At 64.5% G+C, this 21,628-nt stretch carries 18 protein-coding genes; 11 read left to right on the forward strand and 7 right to left on the reverse strand.

Going from position 1 to position 21,628, the window contains the following annotated elements:
* Window positions 1-38: 38 nt before the first annotated feature.
* On the forward strand, window positions 39-725 hold the full coding sequence (locus HU752_RS01950; protein WP_186684189.1) for a Crp/Fnr family transcriptional regulator: 687 nt from the start codon (window positions 39-41) through the stop codon (window positions 723-725).
* Window positions 726-983: 258 nt separating this feature from the next.
* On the opposite strand, the gene HU752_RS01955 is transcribed toward HU752_RS01950, so the two are convergent.
* Complete coding sequence (locus HU752_RS01955) at window positions 984-1,988, reverse strand: AraC family transcriptional regulator (RefSeq protein ID WP_186684187.1); 1,005 nt, start codon at window positions 1,986-1,988, stop codon at window positions 984-986.
* Window positions 1,989-2,084: 96 nt separating this feature from the next.
* Between HU752_RS01955 and HU752_RS01960 the strand changes: the two genes are divergently transcribed.
* On the forward strand, window positions 2,085-3,173 hold the full coding sequence (locus HU752_RS01960; protein ID WP_186684185.1) for a fatty acid desaturase: 1,089 nt from the start codon (window positions 2,085-2,087) through the stop codon (window positions 3,171-3,173).
* Between the two features lie 160 nt (window positions 3,174-3,333).
* Here the strand turns inward: HU752_RS01960 and HU752_RS01965 are convergent, their stop codons facing one another.
* The 3 genes from HU752_RS01965 to HU752_RS01975 are packed head-to-tail and all read right to left on the reverse strand — an operon-like array spanning window position 3,334 to window position 7,368.
* On the reverse strand, window positions 3,334-4,944 hold the full coding sequence (locus tag HU752_RS01965) for an arylsulfatase (RefSeq protein WP_186684183.1): 1,611 nt from the start codon (window positions 4,942-4,944) through the stop codon (window positions 3,334-3,336).
* 13 nt (window positions 4,945-4,957) lie between these two features.
* The gene (locus HU752_RS01970) at window positions 4,958-5,773 is read right to left on the reverse strand and encodes an ABC transporter ATP-binding protein (protein ID WP_186684181.1); all 816 of its coding nucleotides are present in this window, start codon (window positions 5,771-5,773) and stop codon (window positions 4,958-4,960) included.
* Window positions 5,770-7,368 carry an ABC transporter permease gene (locus HU752_RS01975; protein ID WP_186684178.1) on the reverse strand — a complete coding sequence of 533 codons (1,599 nt, stop codon included), beginning with the start codon at window positions 7,366-7,368 and terminating at the stop codon, window positions 5,770-5,772. The genes HU752_RS01970 and HU752_RS01975 overlap by 4 nt, the downstream gene beginning before the upstream one ends.
* Window positions 7,369-7,674: 306 nt before the next feature.
* Between HU752_RS01975 and HU752_RS01980 the strand changes: the two genes are divergently transcribed.
* Window positions 7,675-8,700: an ABC transporter substrate-binding protein gene (locus HU752_RS01980; RefSeq protein WP_186684176.1), complete on the forward strand. Its 1,026-nt coding sequence runs from the start codon at window positions 7,675-7,677 to the stop codon at window positions 8,698-8,700.
* A gap of 294 nt (window positions 8,701-8,994) precedes the next feature.
* On the opposite strand, the gene HU752_RS01985 is transcribed toward HU752_RS01980, so the two are convergent.
* Entirely contained in the window at window positions 8,995-9,915 is a 921-nt protein-coding gene (locus HU752_RS01985) for a LysR family transcriptional regulator (protein WP_186684174.1), read from the reverse strand.
* 182 nt (window positions 9,916-10,097) lie between these two features.
* Between HU752_RS01985 and HU752_RS01990 the strand changes: the two genes are divergently transcribed.
* Complete coding sequence (locus HU752_RS01990; RefSeq protein ID WP_186684172.1) at window positions 10,098-11,003, forward strand: TauD/TfdA dioxygenase family protein; 906 nt, start codon at window positions 10,098-10,100, stop codon at window positions 11,001-11,003.
* Between the two features lie 199 nt (window positions 11,004-11,202).
* Here HU752_RS01990 and HU752_RS01995 read toward each other — a convergent pair whose 3' ends face one another.
* Both HU752_RS01995 and HU752_RS02000 read right to left on the reverse strand, forming a co-directional pair.
* Window positions 11,203-12,807 (reverse strand): alkaline phosphatase family protein, encoded by a 1,605-nt coding sequence (locus tag HU752_RS01995; protein ID WP_186684170.1) that lies wholly within the window; start codon window positions 12,805-12,807, stop codon window positions 11,203-11,205.
* A 195-nt stretch (window positions 12,808-13,002) separates the two neighbouring features.
* Window positions 13,003-13,950: a LysR family transcriptional regulator gene (locus tag HU752_RS02000; RefSeq protein WP_186684168.1), complete on the reverse strand. Its 948-nt coding sequence runs from the start codon at window positions 13,948-13,950 to the stop codon at window positions 13,003-13,005.
* Window positions 13,951-14,103: 153 nt separating this feature from the next.
* Between HU752_RS02000 and HU752_RS02005 the strand changes: the two genes are divergently transcribed.
* The 7 genes from HU752_RS02005 (at window position 14,104) to HU752_RS02035 (ending at window position 21,316) form a co-directional block, all read left to right on the forward strand.
* Window positions 14,104-16,479, forward strand: coding sequence for a TonB-dependent receptor (locus tag HU752_RS02005; protein WP_186684165.1), 2,376 nt, complete (start codon window positions 14,104-14,106; stop codon window positions 16,477-16,479).
* A gap of 209 nt (window positions 16,480-16,688) precedes the next feature.
* Window positions 16,689-17,012, forward strand: a complete 324-nt coding sequence (locus HU752_RS02010; protein ID WP_017901970.1) for a hypothetical protein — start codon at window positions 16,689-16,691, stop codon at window positions 17,010-17,012.
* A 478-nt stretch (window positions 17,013-17,490) separates the two neighbouring features.
* The gene (locus HU752_RS02015; RefSeq protein WP_186684163.1) at window positions 17,491-18,306 is read left to right on the forward strand and encodes an energy transducer TonB; all 816 of its coding nucleotides are present in this window, start codon (window positions 17,491-17,493) and stop codon (window positions 18,304-18,306) included.
* A 42-nt stretch (window positions 18,307-18,348) separates the two neighbouring features.
* Entirely contained in the window at window positions 18,349-19,074 is a 726-nt protein-coding gene (locus HU752_RS02020) for a MotA/TolQ/ExbB proton channel family protein (RefSeq protein ID WP_186684162.1), read from the forward strand.
* A gap of 1 nt (window position 19,075) precedes the next feature.
* Window positions 19,076-19,477, forward strand: coding sequence for an ExbD/TolR family protein (locus tag HU752_RS02025; RefSeq protein WP_017901974.1), 402 nt, complete (start codon window positions 19,076-19,078; stop codon window positions 19,475-19,477).
* 304 nt (window positions 19,478-19,781) lie between these two features.
* A complete protein-coding gene (locus tag HU752_RS02030; protein ID WP_186684160.1) occupies window positions 19,782-20,363 on the forward strand; it encodes an alpha/beta hydrolase in 582 nt (193 codons plus the stop codon).
* A gap of 56 nt (window positions 20,364-20,419) precedes the next feature.
* Window positions 20,420-21,316, forward strand: a complete 897-nt coding sequence (locus HU752_RS02035) for a sigma 54-interacting transcriptional regulator (RefSeq protein WP_186684158.1) — start codon at window positions 20,420-20,422, stop codon at window positions 21,314-21,316.
* The last annotated feature ends 312 nt before the right edge of the window (window positions 21,317-21,628 follow it).

The following is a 21,628-nucleotide window of genomic DNA, read 5'->3' on the forward strand; positions in this document are numbered from 1 at the left end:
TGCGCTGTCGGCTACCCGACAATCGTCTCGGAGTTCCCATGGAAGTATCTGCCTGGCGTTCACGCCTGCTGACGGGTCACTGGTTCAGCAATCTGCCGGCTCACTTGCAGGATAGCCTGCTGGCGGCGGCCAAGGGCCGGCGCCTGACGCCTGGCCAGCGGCTGTTCAAGCGCGGCGACCCGCCCTGCGGCCTTTACGCGGTGCTCGAAGGCTCGGTACGGGTCGGTGCGGTCAGCGAGAAGGGCAAGGAAGCCCTGCTGAGCGTGATCGAGTTGCCGTACTGGTTCGGCGAGATCTCGTTGTTCGACGGCCTGCCGCGTACCCACGACGCCTATGCGGTGGGCCATACCATCCTGCTGCAGGTGCCGCAGGGCGTGTTGCTGCAACTGCTGGATGAACATCCCGAGTACTGGCGGCATTTCGCCCTGTTGATGAGCCAGAAACTGCGGCTGACCTTCATCGGCCTGGAGCAGCTGAGCCTGCTGCCGGCCCGCGCGCGGCTGGCACACCGGCTGCTGCAGATCGCCGAGGGTTATGGCGAGCTCAACCACTCGCGACAATTGATCCCGCTGTCCCAGGACCAGTTGGCCTCGATGCTGTCACTGACGCGGCAGACGACCAACCAGATCCTCAAGGGGTTTCAGGACGAGGGCATCGTGCACCTGAACTATGGCGAAATCGAGATCATCGACCTGGCGCGCCTGCGGGCTGCCGCTGAAAGCTGATCTGTGGAGGTTCCATGGTTGTGGGCAGGCTTTGTGGGCCTATTCGCGGATAAATCCGGCTCCCACGGTCCTGCTGCGTCTGCCTTAGTTCCTGGGAGACTGTTCTGCCGCTCATCAGTTGCGGGCTAAAGACAGTTGGCTCCCACAAGGTTCGTGACTTTCGCAAAGGCTGTGCACACCACAACTGTGGGAGCCGGCGGTCCGGCGCCCCGGTTTATCCGCGAAGGCGTCCCTGAGCCTTGCCAAGGCTCCAGCGCCTCAACGCAAACCGTCGCGAAACTGCCCCGGCGTGAGCCCGGTCCAGCGCTTGAATGCCCGGCTGAAGCTGCTGGTATCGGCAAACCCCAGCAGGTAGCTGATTTCACTCAGTGAGCACTGCGGATCGCGCAGGTGCAGCAGCGCCAGGTTCTCCCGGCATTCGTTGAGCAGCGTGTCATAGCGGCAGCCCTCGTCGGCCAGGTGCCGCTGCAGGCTGCGCAGGCTCAGGTGCAGGGCCTGGGCGATGCGTTCGGCCGACGGTTCGCCTTCCGGCAACTGCGCCTCGATGGCCTGGCGCACCTTGCGTTCCCAGGTCAGCGGCTTGAGCTGCGCCAGGGTGCGATTGAGCACTGCCTCGTTGTGTTCGGCCAGCTCCGGGTTGGCGTCGTCCAGGTGGCTGTCGAAGTCGCTGCAGGCGAACTCCAGGCGATCCTCGGCGGCGGCGAAGTACACCGGTGCGCGGAACACCGTGTGCCAGGGCTTGGGATCGGCCGGTTCGGTGCGCCGCAAGTGCACGGCCAGTGGCGCATATTCGCGGCCCAGGCGGTTGCGGCAGGTGCGTACGTAGATCGCCGCGAACGCGTCGATGGCTTCCGGGGCCGGCTCGGGGCTGTCCTTGGGGACCCGCAGGTAGAAGCAGTAGCGCTCGCCTTCACGGCTCAGTTCCAGCTCCAGGGCGTCGCTGACCACCGGGTGATACCGCACGATCCGTTCGAATACCTCGCGCAGGCTGCCGCTGGCGACCAGCGCATAACCGAGGGCATGAAAGGTGGTCGGGCTGACGAACCGCGACACCCGCAGGCCGATTGCCGGGTCGCCGCTGTTTGCGACCGCCAGTTGCCACAGGCGGGTGGTGGCCGACAGCGGGTAGCGGGCGTTGGGATCGTCCATCAGCTGCGGGTCGACCCCGGCCTCGCGGCACAGGGATGCGCTGTCGAGTCCAAGGGCGTCGAGCTGCTTGCGCAGGGCGCGGGTCCAGCTGGAAAGCGAGGTCGGTTCAGGCATGTTGGCGCGTCCGGTCAACGGGTTGGCGTTCGCGGCTACGGCCTCCAGGGATGCTACGGCGCAAGATGCGAACATCAATGACCAGAGGATGGAATCATGGAAGGTGTTTGCGCAAGTCCCCAGGCCGCGAATATTCAGGCCATGGACGATCAGCAGCGTTCCGCGCGCATTCGTGAGGTGGTGCTGGCCCGTGGCGTCGAGCTGCGCCGGCGCTACCCGCTGCTCAACCACCAGGACGCCCTCGGCGCGGGCATCCTGGCCTTTGCCCTGGCCGGCATGATCGGCTCGGCGGCGCTCTACATCGAGGGTTACCTGGCGTGGTGGGCGTGCCTGCTGATCAACGCCTTCCTGGCTTCGCTGACCCACGAGCTGGAGCACGACCTGATCCACAGCATGTATTTCCGTAAGCAGCGCGTGCCGCACAACCTGATGCTGGCGCTGGTCTGGCTGGCACGGCCGAGCACCATCAACCCGTGGGTGCGCCGTCACCTGCACCTCAACCATCACAAGGTCTCGGGCACCGAGGCCGACATGGAGGAACGGGCGATCACCAACGGCGAACCCTGGGGCCTGGCGCGGCTGCTGATGGTCGGCGACAACGTCATGTCGGCGCTGATCCGCGCGGGGCGGGCGAAGACCTGGGCGCACCGGCGCAGCATCCTCAAGCGCGTGGCGTTGGTCTATGCACCGCTGGCGCTGCTGCACTGGGGGGCGTGGTATGTGTTCCTGGGCTTCCATGGCGCCAACGGCGTCGCCGCGTTGCTGGGCGGTTCGATCGACTGGTCGGCCGGGACCCTGGCGACGATGCGGGTGATCGACATCGCCGCGGTGGTGATCATCGGGCCGAACGTGTTGCGCACCTTCTGCCTGCATTTCATCAGCTCGAACATGCACTACTACGGTGACGTCGAGCCGGGCAACGTGATCCAGCAGACCCAGGTGCTCAACCCCTGGTGGCTCTGGCCGTTGCAGGCGTTCTGCTTCAACTTCGGCAGCACCCACGGCATTCATCACTTCGTGGTCAAGGAACCGTTCTATATCCGCCAACTGACCGCGCCGGTGGCGCACCAGGTGATGGCCGAGATGGGCGTGCGCTTCAATGATTTCGGCACGTTTGGCCGGGCGAATCGCTTTGTGCGCGAGGATCGGGGCAGTGTACAAGAGGTGAGCCGCGCTCGGGCCTGAGTGTGTGGTTGGTTACCTGTGGCGAGCGGGCTTGCCCGCGCTCGACTGCAAGGCAGTCGTAAAGTCGGCACGCACGGTGTACCTGATGCTACGCATGGATTGGTTTTGGGGCTGCTTTGCAGCCCTACGCGGGCAAGCCCGCTCGCCACAGGAGTAAGGCTCAATCCGGCTGGAATGGCGAGGCGCTCAGGATCACCCCGGTTTCCTCGACATATTGCTGCCAATGCCCGATCAGGGCCTGCAGCCGCTCCGGCCGGACCTCGGCCAGGTCGTGGATCTCGCCCGGGTCCTGGCTCAGGTCATACAGTTGCCAGGTCGCCGGGCCCACCGGGCCGGGGATGTACACCGCCTTCCAGTGCCCCTGGCGAATCGCCCGGCGGCCGAACAGCTCCCAACCGGTAACGGTGTGCTCGTCGTGGACCTGCGCAGTCTCGCCGGACAGGAAACCCAGCCACGACTTGCCGCGCAACGGCGCCACATTCCGGCCGTGCCAGCGCTTGCCCGGATGACGCACGCCAGCCAGGTCGAGCAGGGTCGGGGTGATGTCCATCACCGTGGCAAAGCCATGGCTGATCTGCCCGGGCCGGGTCAGCGGCGGATAGTGCAGCAAGGCCGGCACGCGAATGCCGCCTTCGGTGGTGAAGGCCTTGAACAGCCGTGACGGCGCTGTGGCCGCCTGGGCCCAGGCCGGGCCGTACCAGACGTAGGAGTTGGCCCGGCCGATGTTCTCCAGGCTGTTGTCGTAATGCCGGTCCAGGTAGCCGAGCAGTTCCGGGCCGAACTTGGGAAAGGCTTCCAGCAGGGCGCCCTCGGCGCCGTTGTCGGACATGAACAGGATGAAGGTGTTGTCCAGCAGGCCCTGTTTGCGCAGGTAATCCACGACCCGGCCGATGTTCCAGTCCATCCGCTCGACCATCGCCGCATAGACCTCCATCGCCCGCGCCGAGCGCTGGCGCTGTTCCTCGCTCAGCGACTTCCACTCGGCGGTGAGACCGAGCAGCGGGTGCGGTTCTATCTCGCTGTCGATCAGCCCCAACTGCCGGAGTTTTTCCAGGCGCTCCCGGCGCAGGACTTCAGGGCCAGCGTCATAGCGGCCCTTGTAGCGAGCGACCACCTCGGCCGGTGCCTGCAACGGCCAGTGCGGCGCGGAAAACGGCAGGTAGGCGAAGAACGGCTGGCTCTGGTCGCGTTCCTTGAGGTACTGCAGCAGCTTGTCGGCGAAGGCGTCGGAGGAGTAGAAATCCTCTGGCAGTTGCTCGACGAAATCCTGGTCCTCGATGTACAGCGCCGGGGTCGACTTGAGCAGTCCCGGGGTGGTCTCGTCGTAGGTCGGCTCGAAACCGTAGTGGTTGGCGGCACCGGGCAGCAACGAGAACGAGCGCTGGAAACCGCGGGCATGCGGCGCCTGTTCGGCGGTCAGGCCCAGGTGCCACTTGCCGCTGATCCAGGTCTGGTAGCCGGACTCGCGCAGCAGTTCGGGCAGCGCCACCACGCGATCGTTGAGATAGCCCTCGTAGCCTGGCTTGCCGATCAGCTCCGGGGTCAGCGCCTCGGCCATGGTGCCGATGCCGGCGATATGGTGGTCGGTGCCGGTCAGCAGCATCGACCGGGTCGGCGAGCAGGTCGGTGCGGTGTGGAAGTCGGTCAGGCGCAGGCCGCCATGGGCCAGCGCATCGAGATTCGGCGTGGCGATCTCGCCACCGAAGGCGCCGAGGTCGGAAAAACCGAGGTCGTCGGCCAGGATCACCAGGAAATTCGGGCGTTGCGCCATGTCGGGGTTCCTCTCAGCAGGCGATGAAGGTCAGGGGCAGGTCGCGGATCTGTTCGGGCGCAGGCGGCTGGTAGTGATCGTCGCGGGTCAGCTCGTGCAGCAGTTCCTCGCGCAGGCGATGGAAGTCGAAGCCGCTGCGCTGGCGCGGATGGGGCAGGGCGATCTCGACCACGCGCTTGATCCGTCCGGGGCGCGGCTCCATCACCACCACCCGGTCGGCGAGGAAAATCGCCTCTTCCACGTCGTGGGTGACCAGCAGCGTGGTGATGCTGGCGCGCTCGCGGATCGCCAGCAGCTCATCCTGCATCTGCTGGCGGGTCAGTGCGTCGAGGGCGCCGAACGGTTCGTCCAGCAACAGGATGCGCGGGCTGGCCACCAGTCCACGGGCGATCGCCACGCGTTGGGCCATGCCGCCGGACAGCTGGTGCGGGTAGGCGCGGGCGAAGTCGGCCAGGCCAACCAACTGGATGAAGTCACGGATGCGTCGCTGGCGTTCGTCGTTGCCCAGCGCTTCGTTGACCAGGCCCAGGCCGATGTTGTCCTCGACCGTCAGCCAGGGAAACAGCCGATGTTCCTGGAAGACGATGCCGCGCTCGCTGCCGATGCCGTCGATCAACTGGCCGTCGATGCGAATCTCGCCGCGAAAGGCGGTGTCCAGGCCGACCAGCAGGCGTAGCAGGGTGGACTTGCCGCAGCCGCTGGAGCCAACGATGGCGACGAATTCGCCCTCGGCGATGTCCAGGCTGAAATTGTCGATGGCCTGCAGTTCGGCGCCGTCGACGTCGAAGGATTTGCCGACCTGGTTGAAGCTGACCAAGGGTGCGTTCATGCGTGTCTCCAGCGGGTGGCGCGGGTTTCAAGGCGTTGTCCGAGCAGGTTGATCAGGGCGCCGGTGAGACCGACCACGAGCATGCCGGCCATGATCACGTCCATTCGCAGCAGTTGCTGGGCGCCGATCATCAGTGAGCCGATGCCGCCGTTGGACGGCATGAAGTATTCGGCGCCGAGGGTGCCCAGCCAGGCATAGATCAGGCTCAGGCGCAGCCCGGCGAAGATCCCTGGCGCGGCGCCGGGCAGGACCAGTTTGCCCAGCCGCTGCCACAGGCCCAGGCGCAGCACCCGGGCCGCCTCGGTCAGTTGGGGCGAGAGGTGGGCGACGCTGCGCTGGGTGGCGATGAACAGCGGGAAGAACGCCGCGAGACCGACGAACACCACCTTGGCCCATTCACCCAGGCCGAACCAGGCGGTGATCAGTGGCACCCAGGCGAAGATCGCGATCTGGCGCAGTGCCGACAGGCTCGGGCCGAGCAGGCGTTCGCCGGTCTTCGACAGCCCCAGCAGCAAGCCCAGGCCGAGGCCCAGCGAACCGCCGAGCAACAGGCCGGCGAAGGTGCGTTTCAGGCTCAGGCCGAGGCTGCCCGGCAGGCTGCCGTCGAGCAGGCCGCTCCAGGTGCCATGCAGCACCGCCAGGGGGCTGGCGAGGATGCTGCCGTCGACCCACTCGAGTTCGCTCGCCAGTTGCCAGAGCACCAGCAGCGTCAGCGGCAGCAGCCACGGTTGCAGGCGTTGCCAGCCGTGGTAGCGCGGACCGCGGGGAATCTGCGCGGTGGCCGGGTGCGGCCAGTGCACCAGGCGCCGGTCGAGCAGGGCGATGCCGCGATCCATCAGCACGCCGATCACACCGATGACCAGGATGCAGACGAAGACGATGTCGAGCATGAACAACTGGCGGGCATAGACCATCAGGTAGCCGATACCCTCGCTGGAGGCCAGCAGTTCCACCGCGAGCAGCGAGGTCCAGCCGGCGGCCAGGGCCAGGCGCAGGCCGGCCATGAATGCGGGGAGTGCGGCCGGCAGGATCAGCCGGCGCACCAGCAGGTACGGCGACAGCCGCAGCACCACCGCCGCTTCGCGCAGGCGCGGCTGGGCATCGCGCACGCCGACCAGGGTGTGCAGGGTCACGGGGACCACGATGGCCTTGATCAGCACCACCAGCTTGAGCAGTTCGCCGATGCCGAAGAACACCATGAACAGCGGAATCCAGGCCAGCGTCGGAATCTGCGCCAGGGCGTTGAAGGTGGGGAGCACCAGGCGTTCGGCGCGGCGGCTGAAACCGAGACTGGCGCCGAACAGCGCACCGATGCCGACCCCGGCGAGCAGCCCGTACAGCAGCCGTTGCAGACTTATCCACAAGTGGCTCCACAACTCGCCGCTGCCCAGCTCCAGGGCACTCTGCGCGACCAGCGCCGGTGACGGCAGGACCTGCTCGCTCATCCAGTGCTGGCGGCTGGCGGTCCACCACAGGGCGGCGAGGGCCAGGGGCAGCAGCCAGGGCAACAGACGCTGGCCGAGGTTGGGCCACGGTTTGCGGTTCCCGTCGGGTGGCAGCGTCAGCGGCAGGCTGAGGAGAGAAACACGGGCCATGGCAGACCTCCGTTGTCGGTTTTCCGGGCGATGCACGGCGTCAGGATCTATATGCTTGTTAGATCTATAAATAATCTTATCGATGCTATTGGGAGATAAGAAAAAGCCATTTAAGGCCTGTGGGGAGCCGGCATCCAATGCATTCGGAGAATATTTTCCATGCATTTCCCGCATATCCCCGCAGGGTGGCGGTTTCACTGCTTATATTTCCAAAAGTTACTAAAATGTGAATTATTAGTATTTTATTGTTGGTTCGAACTGTGCCTACCTTCAGCGCCTCGAAGCCTTTCGCCAAGGAGCACCACGATGAAAACCCTGTTCAACGGCCGCCTCACCCGGCTCTTCGCCAGCACCGCGCTGGCTGGCGTGCTCGGCTGCCTGTCGCTGACCGCAGCCGCCGCCGAGGTCAAGGAAATCCGTATCGCGGTGCCCGACCTGAGCGCCGGTACCCAGCACAGCGGCGGTGGCGTGGTGGATGTGCTGCGCAGCCAGCAGATCCTGGAAAAGGCCTTTGCCGACCAGGGCATCAAAATCCAGTGGAATTTCTTCAAGGGAGCGGGCCCGGTGATCAACGAGGCGATCGCCAACGGCCAGGTGGACTTCGCCTACCTGGGTGACCTGGCAGCCATCATCGGCAAGTCCAACGGGCTGGATACACGGCTGCTCAGTGCCACCGCGCGTGGAATCAAGCAGTACCTGGGCGTGGTCCCGGGTTCGGGGATCAATTCCCTGCAGGACCTCAAGGGCAAGCGCGTGGCGGTGTTCCGGGGAACCGCCTGCCAGCTGTCCTTCGATGCCGCGCTGGCCAGCCAGGGCCTGAGCGAGAAGGACATCAAGGTCATCAACCTGGACTTCAGCGCGGCGGTGGCGGCACTGGCGGCGAAACAGGTCGATGCCTCCTGGGGCGGTTCGAACCTGACAGCGCTGCAGGCCAAGGGCCTGGCGGAGCTGCCGGTGACGACCAGGACCCTGGGTGGAGCAGGCAGCATCCAGAGCGTGCTGCTGGGCTCGGGAGCCTTCGTCGATGCCCATCCGGAGCTGGTCGCCAAGCTGCTCAAGGCGCAACAGCAGGCGGTGGACTGGCTGACGCAGGAGAGCAACAGGGACGCCTATGTCCAGCTGGTGTCCGGGCTGGCGAGTTATCCACAGCTGATTCTGCAGCAGGACCTCAAGGACGAGAAACTGAGCGAGATCTTCCCCTCGCAGCTCGACCCGGTGTTCCTCGGCAAGCTGCAGGACTCGGTGGACCTGGCGGCGCAGCAGAAGCTGATTCGCAAGCCGTTCAAGGTGGCGGACTGGGTGGCGCCGAACCTGGCGGCGGCGGGGCTCTGACCAGCGCTGTTCTTTAGGCTATGAACGAAATCGCTTGAAACTTGGTTATGCGGCGTTAAAAACCGGCTCGGAATGCTCATTGACAACCAGTCAAGTCGGGCGCGACCCCGGGCGTTCCTCGCCGGTTTTTGCCTTGCCTAACCTGCGTTTCAAACAATTTCGTACACAGCCTAGGGCCTGTTCGCGGATAAACCGGGGCGCCGGACCGCCGGCTCCCACAGTTTTGCGTCGATCACAAGATTTGTGGTCGGCACAGTACCTTGTGGGAGCAGGATTCATCCGCGAAAGGGGTCTTCAGACCGCCACCCGCTCCTCCAGGTTATCCACAGCCACCAGCGTTTCGATCATCGCCCGCGCCGCCGGTGACAAGCGGAATCCGGTGCGGCTGACGATGCCGCAGCGCGCGCTCAGGTTCTCGATGTTCTGCGGCAGGTTGCGCCAGTGCAACTGCACCAGCGAACCCTTTTCCACATCCTCCTCGAAGGCCTCGCGACTGCCCAGGCCGATCGCATTGGAACGACGGACGATCTTCACCAACGCCGGAAAATGCTCGGTCTCGATATTCGGCGAAAAGTCCATGCGACCACTCAGGTTCGCCAACAGCTTGCGGATACCCGGCGGAATCAGCGTGGCCGCCAGCGGGTAATCGAACATGTCGTTGGTCGACAGGCTCTCCTTGGCCAGTAACGGGTGTCCGGGCCGGCAGAAGAACACGCCGCCACGGGGCCGCAGTGCCTGGGTCTGGAAGTTCGGGTCGGCCTCGAAATGGCGAATGTCGGCAATGAAGAACTCGATCTCCTCGCGGCTCAGGCTGCGGCTGAGCCGTTCCCAGTTATCCACACGGAAGCGGGTGTGGACCTTCGGGTGCGCATTGAGAAACCGCGCCACCGCCTCCGGCACCAGCTTCACCGCCGGAGCCGGGCCACAGCCGAAGCGCAGTTCGCCGGCATCGAGCTTGGTCATCTGCGTCACTTCGGCACTGAGCAGCGCCGCGCCCTGCACCAGACTCAGCGCGTGCTGCAGCACCACCTGGCCCTCGGGAGTGGGGCGCAGGTCCTTGTTGCCACGGTCCACCAGCACGCAGCCGAACTCCTGTTCCAGGCCCTGGATACTGCGGCTGAAGGCCGGCTGGGTGATGCCCATCGCGTCCGCCGCACGGACGAAGCTGCGGTGTTCGTTGAGGGCGATGAAGTAACGCAACTGGCGAAGATCCATATGCTTTCCCGGCATCCGAAAAATAGCTCGAAGGTATTTGCGACGAGCTGGGCTTGAGGTTTTAAATGCAAGCTCTTATTCCGTCAACGAAGCATGTGAATATCTATTAGATCTAAATTGAATATAGATAGAGCGTTGTTTCGCTGCGGCTCAAACCGTAAGCAGTCGACGAGGGTCCTTCCATGAGCAATGCCGCACTTGCTGTAAAACCTGCCGTACACGCCCTGGACATTCATCCGGTGGCCGGTCGTATCGGAGCCGAGATCCGTGGGATCGCGCTTTCCGGCGAGCTGGATGCCAGCGTCATCGAGGCGATCCAGCAGGCGCTGTTGCAGTACAAGGTGATCTTCTTCCGGGGCCAGACCCACCTCGACGACCAGAGCCAGGAGGCGTTCGCCCAATTGCTCGGCGAGCCGGTGGCGCACCCGACGGTGCCGGTGCGCGATGGCACCCGCTACCTGATGGAACTGGACGGCACCCAGGGCCAGCGCGCCAACTCCTGGCACACCGACGTGACCTTCGTCGACGCCTATCCGAAAGCCTCGATCCTGCGCTCGGTGCTGGCCCCGGCGTCCGGTGGCGACACGGTGTGGGCCAACACGGCGGCGGCCTACGACGAGTTGCCGGCGGAGTTGCGCGAGCTGGCGGACAAGCTCTGGGCGGTGCACAGCAACGAGTACGACTACGCCGGGCTGCGGCCGAACGTTTCGGCGGAGAAACAGGAGCGCTATCGCCAGGTGTTCACCTCCACCGTGTACGAGACCGAACACCCGGTGGTGCGTGTGCACCCGATCAGCGGCGAGCGCAGCCTGCTGCTGGGGCACTTCGTCAAGCGCATCAAGGGGTACGTGCCCGCGGACTCGGCGCACCTGTTCGGCCTGCTGCAGAGCCATGTGACACGCCTGGAGAACACCGTGCGCTGGCGCTGGCAGACGGGTGACGTGGCGATCTGGGACAACCGCGCGACCCAGCACTACGCGGTGGACGACTACGGCACCCAGGAACGCATCGTGCGCCGGGTGACGCTCAAGGGCGAGGTGCCGGTGGGGGTGCAGGGGCAGCGTAGCCAGACCCTGCGCGGGGCTTGAACCCGAAGGGATGCCGACTGTGGTGGTATCGGTCTGTGGCGAGCGGGCTTGCCCGCGCTGGGACGCAACGCGTCCCCAAAACCTGCTACCGCGTTTTATCGGATATATCACGATGTCTGGTTTCAGGGGTGCCTTGCACCCCAGCGCGGGCAAGCCCGCTCGCCACAGGTTCCTGTTGAGCCAGGACTCGTTTGTTCAGTCACCAAACCCCGATCTGCACCACCTTCTCCGTCTCCGGCTCGCCATAGCGGAACCGCTGCCCGCGCAGGTCGATTTCCTCGTGGCTGATGGTGGTCCGGCGCTTGAGGCCACGCAGCCAGTCGAGCAGATAGCCCAGGTGTTCCTCGCGCACCGTGGCGAACGCCGGGTCGGCGCCCAGGTCGTGCAGTTCCTGCGGATCGTTCCGCAGGTCGAACAACTGCGGGCGGAAGCCGTCGTAGGCCAGGTACTTCCAGCGTTCGCTACGGACCATGGTCATCCGGCAACGGTCGATCGGCTGGCCCAGCCGCTCCCGCGCCGGGGCCTGGAAGGCGTAGTCGTACTCGGCAACGGCGTAGCGGCGCCAGTCCGGTTGATCACCGTGCAACAGCGGCACCAGTGAGCGCCCCTCCAGCCGGTGTTCCGCTCCCGGCAGCCCCAATGCGTCGAGAAAGGTCGGCAGTGCGTCGATGGTTTCCACCAGTCGCTCGTCCACCGTACCCCGGGTGCCATCCGCCGCTGCGCGCGGATCTCGGACGATCAGTGGCACACCCACCGCCGGCTCGAGCAGGAATTCCTTCTCGCCAAGGAAGTGGTCGCCGAGGAAGTCGCCATGGTCGCTGGTGAAGACGATCAGCGTATCGTCCCAGCGTCCGCTCGACTGCAAGGCATCGAACAGCCGTCCGAGCTGGTCGTCCACTTGCTTGATCAGGCCCATGTAGGTCGGCACCACGTTCAGGCGTACCTCGTCACGGGAGAAGTTCCGGCTCTCCTCGTGCTGGCGGAAGGCGTTGTACACCGGGTGATCGCTGGCCTTGCCAGGTTGCGGGCGTATCGGCGCGAGCACCTGCTCATGTCCGTACAGCGCGTGATAGGGCGCCGGGGCGATGTACGGCCAGTGCGGCTTGATGTACGACAGATGCAGGCACCAGGGTTGCTCGCCCTGTTCGCTGATGAAGTCGAGGGCCCGGTCGGTGGTGTAGACCGTTTCCGAATGCTGCTCGGGAATACGCGCCGGGCGATGGGCGTTGCGCATTTTCCAGCCGCTGAGGATTTCGCCGTCGCTGCCTTCGGCGGCGTTGGCCCAGTCGTGCCAGGGGTTCTGGCCGCTATAGCCGAGCCCGCGCAGGTAATGGGTGTAGGGCGCCGACTCGCGCTTGTCGGCGAACAGCGGACTGTCGGGGTAGATGCCATCGTGGCGCATCCAGGGCTCGAAACCGACCTCGTTCAGAGGCTCGGCCTGGGGACTGTCGGGGTCGATGGCGAGCCGTTGCAGGGCATCGAGATTGGGCGTCGCATGGGTCTTGCCGACCAGCGCGGTACGGATGCCGTGGGGGCGCAGGTAGTCGCCGAGGGTCAATTCTTCCAGTGGCAGCGGCACGGCGTTCCAGGCCACCTGGTGGCTGCTGACGTAGCGCCCGGTGTAGGCCGACATCCGCGACGGGCCGCAGATCGTGCCCTGGGTGTAGGCGCGGCTGAAACGCACACCGGCGGCGGCCAGGCGGTCGATGTTCGGCGTGTGCAGGTGAGGGTGGCCATAGCAGGACAGGTAATCGCGACGTAGCTGGTCGCACATGATGTAAAGCACGTTGCGCACATGAGGCATGGGAATTCACCGCAGTGGAAGACAGGTAGGCGATTTCGCGGGGTGGGGCGGATTTCGACAAGTGCATTCGGTGACTGTTTTTCATGCATCCGGTGCATGGCGGTGGGGCATGAGGGCCTATTCGCGGGCAAGCCCGGCTCCTACAGGGTTCACGTACCGTATGTAGAAGCCGGGCTTGCCCGCGAATAGGCCATCTCAGACAGCCACCTGCTCCAGATTGCACACCTCACCCACCTCCACCGCATCTTCGCTCTGGATCTGCTCGACCATCGCCTCGGCCAGCGGCGACAGCCGATAGCCGGCGCGGCTGACGATGCCGTAGCGCGTGTACAGCTCCTCCCGGTCATCGGCCAGGCCGTCGACCTTCAGCCGTACCAGCCCACCCCGGGCATATTCCCAGGCATCGCTGTTCTCGCCGCAGATGCCGATGGCCTCCGAGCGCAGGATCACCCCGAGCAGGCTGAAGGCGCTTTCGCACTCCACCTGCGGGGTGAAGTCCGGGCGGCCGCTGAGGTCGGCGATCACCTTGCGCAGGTTCGGCGGGCGAAGCGTCGAGGCCAGTGGATAACTCAGCAGTTGTTCGGCCGTCACGCTCTCGCGCTCTGCCAGCGGGTGCCCGGCGCGGCAGCAGAAATGCCATTTGCGCGGGCGCAGGCGCTGGGTCTGGTAGTCCGGGTTGGCCTCGAAATGGCGGGTATCGGCGACGAAGAATTCGAACTCGTCGCTGAGCAGGCGCTTGCCCAGGCTCTGCCAGTCGTCGACCTGGAACTGCACCCGCGCCCTGGGGTAGCGGCCGATGAAATGACCGATGGCCCGCGGGATCAATCCCGAGGCCGGAGCCGGGCCGCAACCGAAGCGCAGTTCGCCGGCCTCCAGGCCGTTGAACTGGCTGATCTCGTTGGCCAACTGCTGGGCTCCACTGACCAGTCGCCGGGCGTGTTCGAGCAGGACCAGGCCCTGCTTGGTCGGCGCCAGGTCCTTGCGTCCGCGGTCCACCAGCTGGCAGCCGGCGCTGTGCTCCAGGGCCTGGATGCTGCGGCTGAAGGCCGACTGCGACAGGTTCACCGTCAACGCGGCGGCGACGAAGCTGCGGTGCTCGGCGAGGGCGATGAAGTGGCGAAGTTGGCGCAGATCGATATGCATTTTTCACATAAAAAATATCGGGGAAATGCATTGGCTATGCATCCGCTCAACTCCTTATAAAGGCAATCTCTTATGCAGTAAATCTTTTAGAAAACATAAATAAATAACTTTAAAGAATATACGTTCCGTATGTTTTTTGATCAGGAGCCGCCCATGACTTCGCCCAATCCTGCAGTGCATCACCCTTCACGACGGCTCAAGCGCTTGCCCCTGGCCCTGCTGCTGGCCGGCAGCGCCAGTTGGTCGCTGGGCCACGCTGCCGAGAGCGAGACGCTCCAGGAGGCGGCACCGGCGACCAGCAGCACCAGCAAGGCCAAGGCCGACAGCGGCCGGCTGGAAACCGTGACGGTCACGGCCCGTCGGCGTGAGGAAAGTTCGCAGAGCGTGCCGACGCCGATCAGCGTGGTCAGCGGCCAGGCCCTGGAAAGCCAGCGCGTCTACCGCATCCAGGACCTGCAGCAACTGGTGCCCAGCGTCAACGTCGCCTACATGCATGCGCGCCAGTCCAGCGTGTCGATCCGTGGCCTGGGCAACAACCCGGCCAGCGACGGCCTGGAAGGCAGCGTCGGGCTGTACATCGACAACGTCTACCTGGGGCGGCCGGGCATGGCGGTGTTCGACCTGATGGACATCGAACAGCTGGAAGTGCTGCGTGGCCCGCAAGGCACGCTGTTCGGCAAGAACACCACGGCGGGGGTGATCAACATCAACACCCGCGCGCCGAGTTTCACTCCGGAACGCAGCATCGAGGCCTCGGTGGGCGAGGACGGCTACTTCCAGACCAAGGGCAGTATCTCCGGGCCGATCAACGACCAGTTGGCCGGGCGCCTGTCGGTCTACCGCACCCGCAGCGATGGCGACATCAGGAACGAGTACGACGGTCATGACCTCAACGGCGGCGCGCGCGATGGCTTCCGTGCGCAACTGCTGTTCAAACCCAACGAGAATTTCAACCTGCGCTGGATCGGCGACTACAACGAGGAGGACTCCAGCGCCGGGACCCGCGTGCTGTACAGCACCGGGCCGACCATCAACGGCGTCAACCTCTACCAGTCGCGGGCCACTGCCGCCGGGGCGACCCTGGTCAACGGCGCGGACCGCAAGGTCAATCTCAATGGCCAGCAGCGGGTCACGGTGTTCCAGGGCGGCAATTCCCTGGAGGCCAACTGGACCCTGCCCAACGACTTCACCCTGACCTCGGTCAGTTCCTATCGCTGGTGGAACTTCACCCCGCGCAACGACGATGGCCTCAACACGACCGCGTACTACAACGCCGGGGTTTCGGTGGAGGACAAGCAGTGGTCCCAGGAGATCCGCCTGGCATCGCCCACCGGCGGCTTCTTCGACTACGTGCTGGGGGCCTACTACTTCGGCTCCAAGCTCGATAACAAGAGCTTCAACTACTATGGGCCGCAGGCCGATATCTGGAACGGCACCGCCACCGGCGCGCTGAACAACGTCACCAGTATCGGCAACGGGCATATCGAGACCGACAGCTTCGCGCTGTTCGCCCAGGGCACCTGGCACCTGACCGAGCGCCTGGACTTCACCGCCGGCCTGCGCGGCAGCTACGAGGAGAAAAGCGCCTGGGTGAGCCGTGATGCACCGATTGGCGGCGATGCGGTCACCGGTGCCGCCGCCAACGCCCGACGTGCCCGTGCCGGTGCCTACGACTCCGGTAACCTGAGCCAGTACAGTACCAGCCCGTCCGGCCTGCTCAACCTGAGCTATCGCTTCACCGACGACCTGCTCGGCTACGCGACCCTGTCCCACGGCGAGAAGTCCGGCGGGGTGAACCTGGCGGTGGGCTCGGCCCCGACCGCTGGCGCCGACTCGCTGCTGATCGGCACCGAACGGGCGAACAACGCCGAACTGGGCTTCAAGAGCACCCTGTGGGACAAGCGCCTGCAGCTCAACGCCAACCTGTTCTGGACCCAGGTCAACGGCTACCAGACCAACGCCTATGACGACGCCAACCGCGTGCAGTACCTGACCAACGCCGGTTCGGTGCGCTCACGCGGGGTGGAAGTCGAGAGCACGCTGATCCCCGTGCGCGGGCTGACGCTCAACCTCAATGGTTCCTACAACGATGTGCGGTACCTGTCCTATAAGGATGCGCCATGCCCGCCGGAAGTCAGCCTGCGCCCGGGCGCGCCGGCCTCCTGCGACCTCACCGGGCACCAGGTGGTCGGTGCCTCGAAATGGATCGCCAACGCCAACGGCGAGTACAAGTGGAACCTGGACAACGGCCTGGAACCCTATGTCACCGCCAGCTACGCCTTCCGCTCCAAGGCGGTCGGCACGGTCGAGGACTCCGCCTATGGGCAGATCCCCAGCTACGCCGTGGTCAACCTGTCCACCGGCCTGCGTGGCGATTTCAACCAGGGCCAGTGGGACGTCTCGCTGTGGCTGAAGAACGCCTTCGACAAGACCTACTACACCACCCTCTGGACCGCCAGCAACGGTGGCTATGAGGGCCTGCTCGGTACGCCGCGGACCCTCGGAGTTACCGGGCGTTATGACTTCTGATCCAGCGCAATCGCATGTCGGTTGTCATGAAACAACGCAGGGCAATAAGTTATTCGCAACTTAAATAGTGCATATAGCCAATCGATTGGAAAATAACGTGGTGGCGTATTGGACAGAAACTACAAGTCCGACCATTCTGGAATCCGTGAGTTTCAGGAGAGACTCACTTTCATCGGAAGAGTGTATTAACGACATAAGGAGCACGCATCATGTCGAGCATCAATGGAACTTATGTGAACTCGAACTCGAACGCCAAGCTGGTGGTTACCGACGGCAACGACGCCAACGGTTCCTTCAGTGGACAGATCACCCAGGCGGGGGTGAACTACAACGTCACCGGGCACTACCACTTCCAGAACAGCACCGGCCAGCCTACGATCATCGCCTTCACCGGCTACAATGATGGTCACGGCTACGTTACCTTCGCGGCATTCTCGCCGGACCACAACTACGCGAAACTGAGAGCCAGCGGATCGCGAACCACCTTTGACGGTGAAGTGGTCGGCCTGGGTGGCGAGTTCGTCAAACAGTAATAAAAGCACCACGACATACTGCCGGGGAAGTCCTCGCGCAAGTGGAACTTTCCATTTGCCGGGTGGCGACGTCGGCGGTATGTTTTGTTGTTTCTGATGCAAAATAAGGTTTTGCTGTTTTTAACTCGTTCCTGTCCCCCTTTTCCCCTCCTCGATTATTTCCATCGGTATTGAGTACCCAACTGCCAATACTTGTCGTGCACATTACCTTTGCCCGTCGCAGGGGTTTTCGAGGCTCGACTTCATGCCTTTCGGGAATATTTTTCATGCCTGAAAAGCATCGGTTTTTCGTCGATCGGCTACAGCCCTTGAAACACGTGGCTTTGCGCGGATTGGGGAAAACTTATATTCGTTTCGGGTATATCCATAACTTCAAAGATTACTTTAAGGACTAAGCAGCCTGCGGGGATCATCGGCACCTCGACGTCGCCAAAGTGCGCCGCGACGATTTTTAGCTGAAGACCGCAGGAGTGATTCAATGGGCAATGTCCAGACCGCTGCCAGTGCACACGAGGTGCCCTGGCGCCAGGCACCGGGTGGCGAGTTGGTCGATCTCGGCCGGCCGCACCGTGCGCCGCTGGGGCAACTGCGCCTGCAGAAAGCCCCCAAGGGCATTCTCAGCCGGCGCGAGGCGGTATTGCTCGGGGCGTTCGCCCTGGTGCTGCATGGTGCGGTGATCTACTGGCTGAGCCAGCAGCAGACCCCGGTGTTGCCGGTGGTGCCGCCGGAAATTCCGCCAATGACCATCGAGTTCTCCCAGCCCGCCCCGCCTGTGGTCGAACCGCCGCCACCGGTTCCGCCACCGCCGCCACCGCCGGTCGTGGAGCCGCCACCCCCGGTGGTCGACGAGCTGGCGGCCAAGCCTGCGCCGCCCAAGCCGATTCCGAAACCCAAGCCGAAACCGGTGCCCAAGCCCGAGCCGAAGCCGGCGCCCAAGCCGGTCGAGCAGCCACCGGCACCGCCACAGCCGGCTGCGCCACCTGCGCCGCCGGCACCCCCCGCACCCGCTCCGGTGACCCCGGCTTCGGCCAACGCCGCGTACCTGAAGAACCCGGCGCCGGAGTATCCGTCGCTGGCCCAGCGTCGCGGTTGGGAGGGCACGGTGGTACTGCGGGTGCAGGTCCTGGCCAGCGGTAAACCGGGCGAGATCCAGATTCAGAAGAGCAGTGGTCGCCAGCAACTCGACGACGCTGCCCTGGCAGCGGTGAAGCGCTGGAGCTTCGTCCCTGCCAAACAGGGCGATGTCGCCCAGGTCGGCTGGGTCAGCGTGCCCATCGACTTCAAGATCCACTGACCGGCCGCCTACGCGCTAATCGCTTTCAAGAGGGAACACATCATGAGTTTACTGGCATCTCCACTCCAATCCATCGAAAGCGCGGTGATCTGGCTGCTGGTGGTCTTCTCCGTCGCGACCTGGGGCCTGGCCCTGCTCAAGGCCGTGCAGTTCGGCCGCCTGAAGGGCCAGGATCGCCGCTTCCACAAGCAGTTCTGGGCGGCCTCCAGCCTCGATTCGGCCGCCGAACTGAGCGAAACCCAGCCCGGCGCCGCTGCCCGCGTGGCCCAGGCCGGCTATGCGGCAATCCAGGTCGGTGACGGCAGTCATGCCGCCGACCTGAGCCAGGCGATCAATCACCAGGATCGTCTCGAACGTGCCCTGCGCCAACAGATCGTGCGTGAGCGGCGCTCGCTGGAAACCGGCCTGGCGGTGGTCGCCAGTATCGGCAGCACCTCGCCGTTCATTGGCTTGTTCGGCACCGTGTGGGGGATCATGGAAGCCCTGAAAGGCATCAGCGCCGCCGGTTCCGCCAGCCTGGAAACCGTGGCCGGGCCGATCGGTGCCGCGCTGGTGGCGACCGGTGTCGGGATCGCCGTCGCCGTGCCGGCGGTGCTGGTCTACAACTACTTCCTGCGCCGACTGAAGCTCACCGCCGCCGACCTCGACGACTTCGCCCACGATTTCTACAGCCTGGCGCAGAAGAGCGCGTTCCGCGTGCTGGTGCACCCGGCCGCGAACAAGGCCGCTGCCCAGGGCTCGGCGCAGAAAGTGAAGGAGGCGTCCTGACATGGCCTTCTCCACTCAAGACAGCGATGAAGTGCTGAGCGAAATCAACGTCACGCCGCTGGTGGACGTGATGCTGGTGCTGCTGGTGGTGTTCATCGTCACCGCGCCGCTTTTGACCAACGCGATCCCGATCAACTTGCCCAAGACCGAAGCCGTGGCGCCGGTCGAGCAGAAGGACCCGCTGGTGGTGAGCATCGACGGCAATGGCAAGTTCTTCCTCAACAAGGACGAGATCCAGCCCGACCTGCTGGAAACCAACCTGCAGGCGGCCAAGGCCAAGGATCCGGAGTTGCGCGTGCAGTTGCAGGCTGACAATGGCGTCAACTACGGCGAAGTGGCGCGGGCCATGGCTTCCATCGAGCGGGCCGGCATCACCAAGCTGTCGGTGATCACCGCACGCTGAGCACAACCGATCCTCGTGTTTCTCGGGCCGTCTCCTTGGCAGGGTGCGGCCCTTTTTTATTTCTGCTCCTGACGCATTCCCTCTGTGGGCGCCTGGCTGGTCGGGGCGCCGAACCGCCGCAGGTGGCCATCAGAAACGGTTTGAATGGCCGCCCGAAGGGCGGTTCGCGGGCAAGCCACGCTCCTACAGGGGGATGTTCTTATATTTCATATTGATATTAATAAATAGCTTCTTATTCCTTAACGAATATGTCCCGCCTCCCTATACTCGATCAGGAACGCAAACGCTGGAGGAGGTGTACCCCATGCGCAACGAGTCGATTCGTTATCTGGTCGTGCCGGGCTGGCAAGGATCGCCAGAGGATCATTGGCAAACCCACTGGCAGAACAGCCTGCCCAACAGCGCGCGGGTGGAACAGGCCGACTGGCTGACGCCACGCCGTGAAGACTGGGTTGCGGCACTGGCCGAAGCCATTGCCGCCGACAGCACGCCCGTGATCCTGATCGCCCACAGCCTCGGTTGCATCACCGTCGCGCATTGGGCGCGCACCGCCCCGGCACATCTGCTGCACCAGGTCCACGGTGCGCTGCTGGTCGCCCCGGCCGATGTCGAGCGGCCCGCCTGCGCGCCAGCGTTGCGTAACTTCGCGCCGATCCCCGGCGAGGCGCTGCCGTTCCCAAGCCAGGTCGTCGCCTCCGACAACGACCCGGCGGTCAGTGCCCCGCGTGCCCTGGAACTGGCCCGCCAGTGGGGCGCCGAGGCCGGCATCATCAGTGGCGCCGGGCATATCAACGTCAAGTCCGGCCACCAGCGCTGGGAGCAGGGATTCGCCTACCTGTATCGCCTGCAAACCCGCATGGAACAACATTCCCTGCGCCGCGCCTGAATTCTTTTCTTCGTTCAACGCCCCCGCCGCCCGGCGGATCCGGGCGGGAGTCTGTCATGAGCCTGCATGAAACCTTCGGTCAGCCATTGCTGACCTTTCCCGACGCGGAAAAAAGTCCGCTGAGCATCCGCGCCAAGGCGCTGGTGTTCGTCGACCCGCGCTCGCGCCAACTGCGCGAGGAACTCGAACAGCTGGCACCCAGGGCGCTGCCGGTGCTGATCCGTGGTGAGACCGGCAGCGGCAAGGAGCTGCTGGCCCGGCATATTCACCGTGCCAGTGATCGCGGCGGTTTGTTCGTCTCGGTCAACTGCGGGGCCATCAGCCCGACCTATGCCGATGCCGAGCTGTTCGGTCATGCGGCCGGAGCCCACAGCGGTTCGGTGAGCAGCCGCGCCGGCTGGTTCGGTTCGGCCAACGGTGGCACGCTGTACCTGGACGAGATCGGCGACCTGCCACTGCCGATCCAGGTCAAGCTGCTGGCCGCGCTGGAAAACCACGAGGTCACCCGCGTCGGCGCGCACCAGCCGAGCCCGGTGGATGTGCGGCTGGTCGCGGCGACCAGCATCGACCTGGCGCAGGCGGTCGCGGTGGGAAAATTCCACGAGCGGCTCTACAACTACCTCAGCGAAGGGCGCCTGGAGTTGCCGGCGCTGCGTGAGCGGGTCGGCGACATCCTGTCCCTGGCCGAATACTTCCTTGGCATCTACAGCCAGCGCCTGAGCCTGCCGGTGCCGCTGATCAGCGAAAGCGCCCAGCGCGCCCTGGAGCGGCACAGCTGGCCGGGCAATACCCGCGAGCTGGAGAACGTCATCCACTTCGCCCTGCTGGTCAGCAGCGGCGACGAGATCCTGCCGGAGCACCTGAACCTGCCGCAGCCGCTGGCGGTGATCGAACATTTGCTGGCCGGCAGCTCGCCAGAGGAGCGGGCGGCGCTCAAGCGCTTGCTGGATTGATCGAACGTCTATGCTGTGGAGCGCTCATTCCTCCTGCGGCGTGTGCGTTCCCTGTGGCTTGCTCATCCCTGTAGGAGCGTGGCTTGTCGGGGCGCCGAACCGCCGCGAACCGCCGCAGGCGGCCATCCGAAACTATTTTGAATGGCCGCTGATGGCGGTTCGCGGGCAAGCCACGCTCCTACAGGTGTGGTGCAAGGCGGGAAGGTTGTATGAGAAAAATGGAATATGAAGATGAATAAAAGGTATTGTTCGGGAATAAAAAATCCCGGTATCTTCCATTCCATGCAAGCGATATCAAATTGCTTGCACCTC

The sequence above is a fragment of the Pseudomonas vanderleydeniana genome (assembly GCF_014268755.2).
GTDB classification, from domain to species: domain Bacteria; phylum Pseudomonadota; class Gammaproteobacteria; order Pseudomonadales; family Pseudomonadaceae; genus Aquipseudomonas; species Aquipseudomonas vanderleydeniana.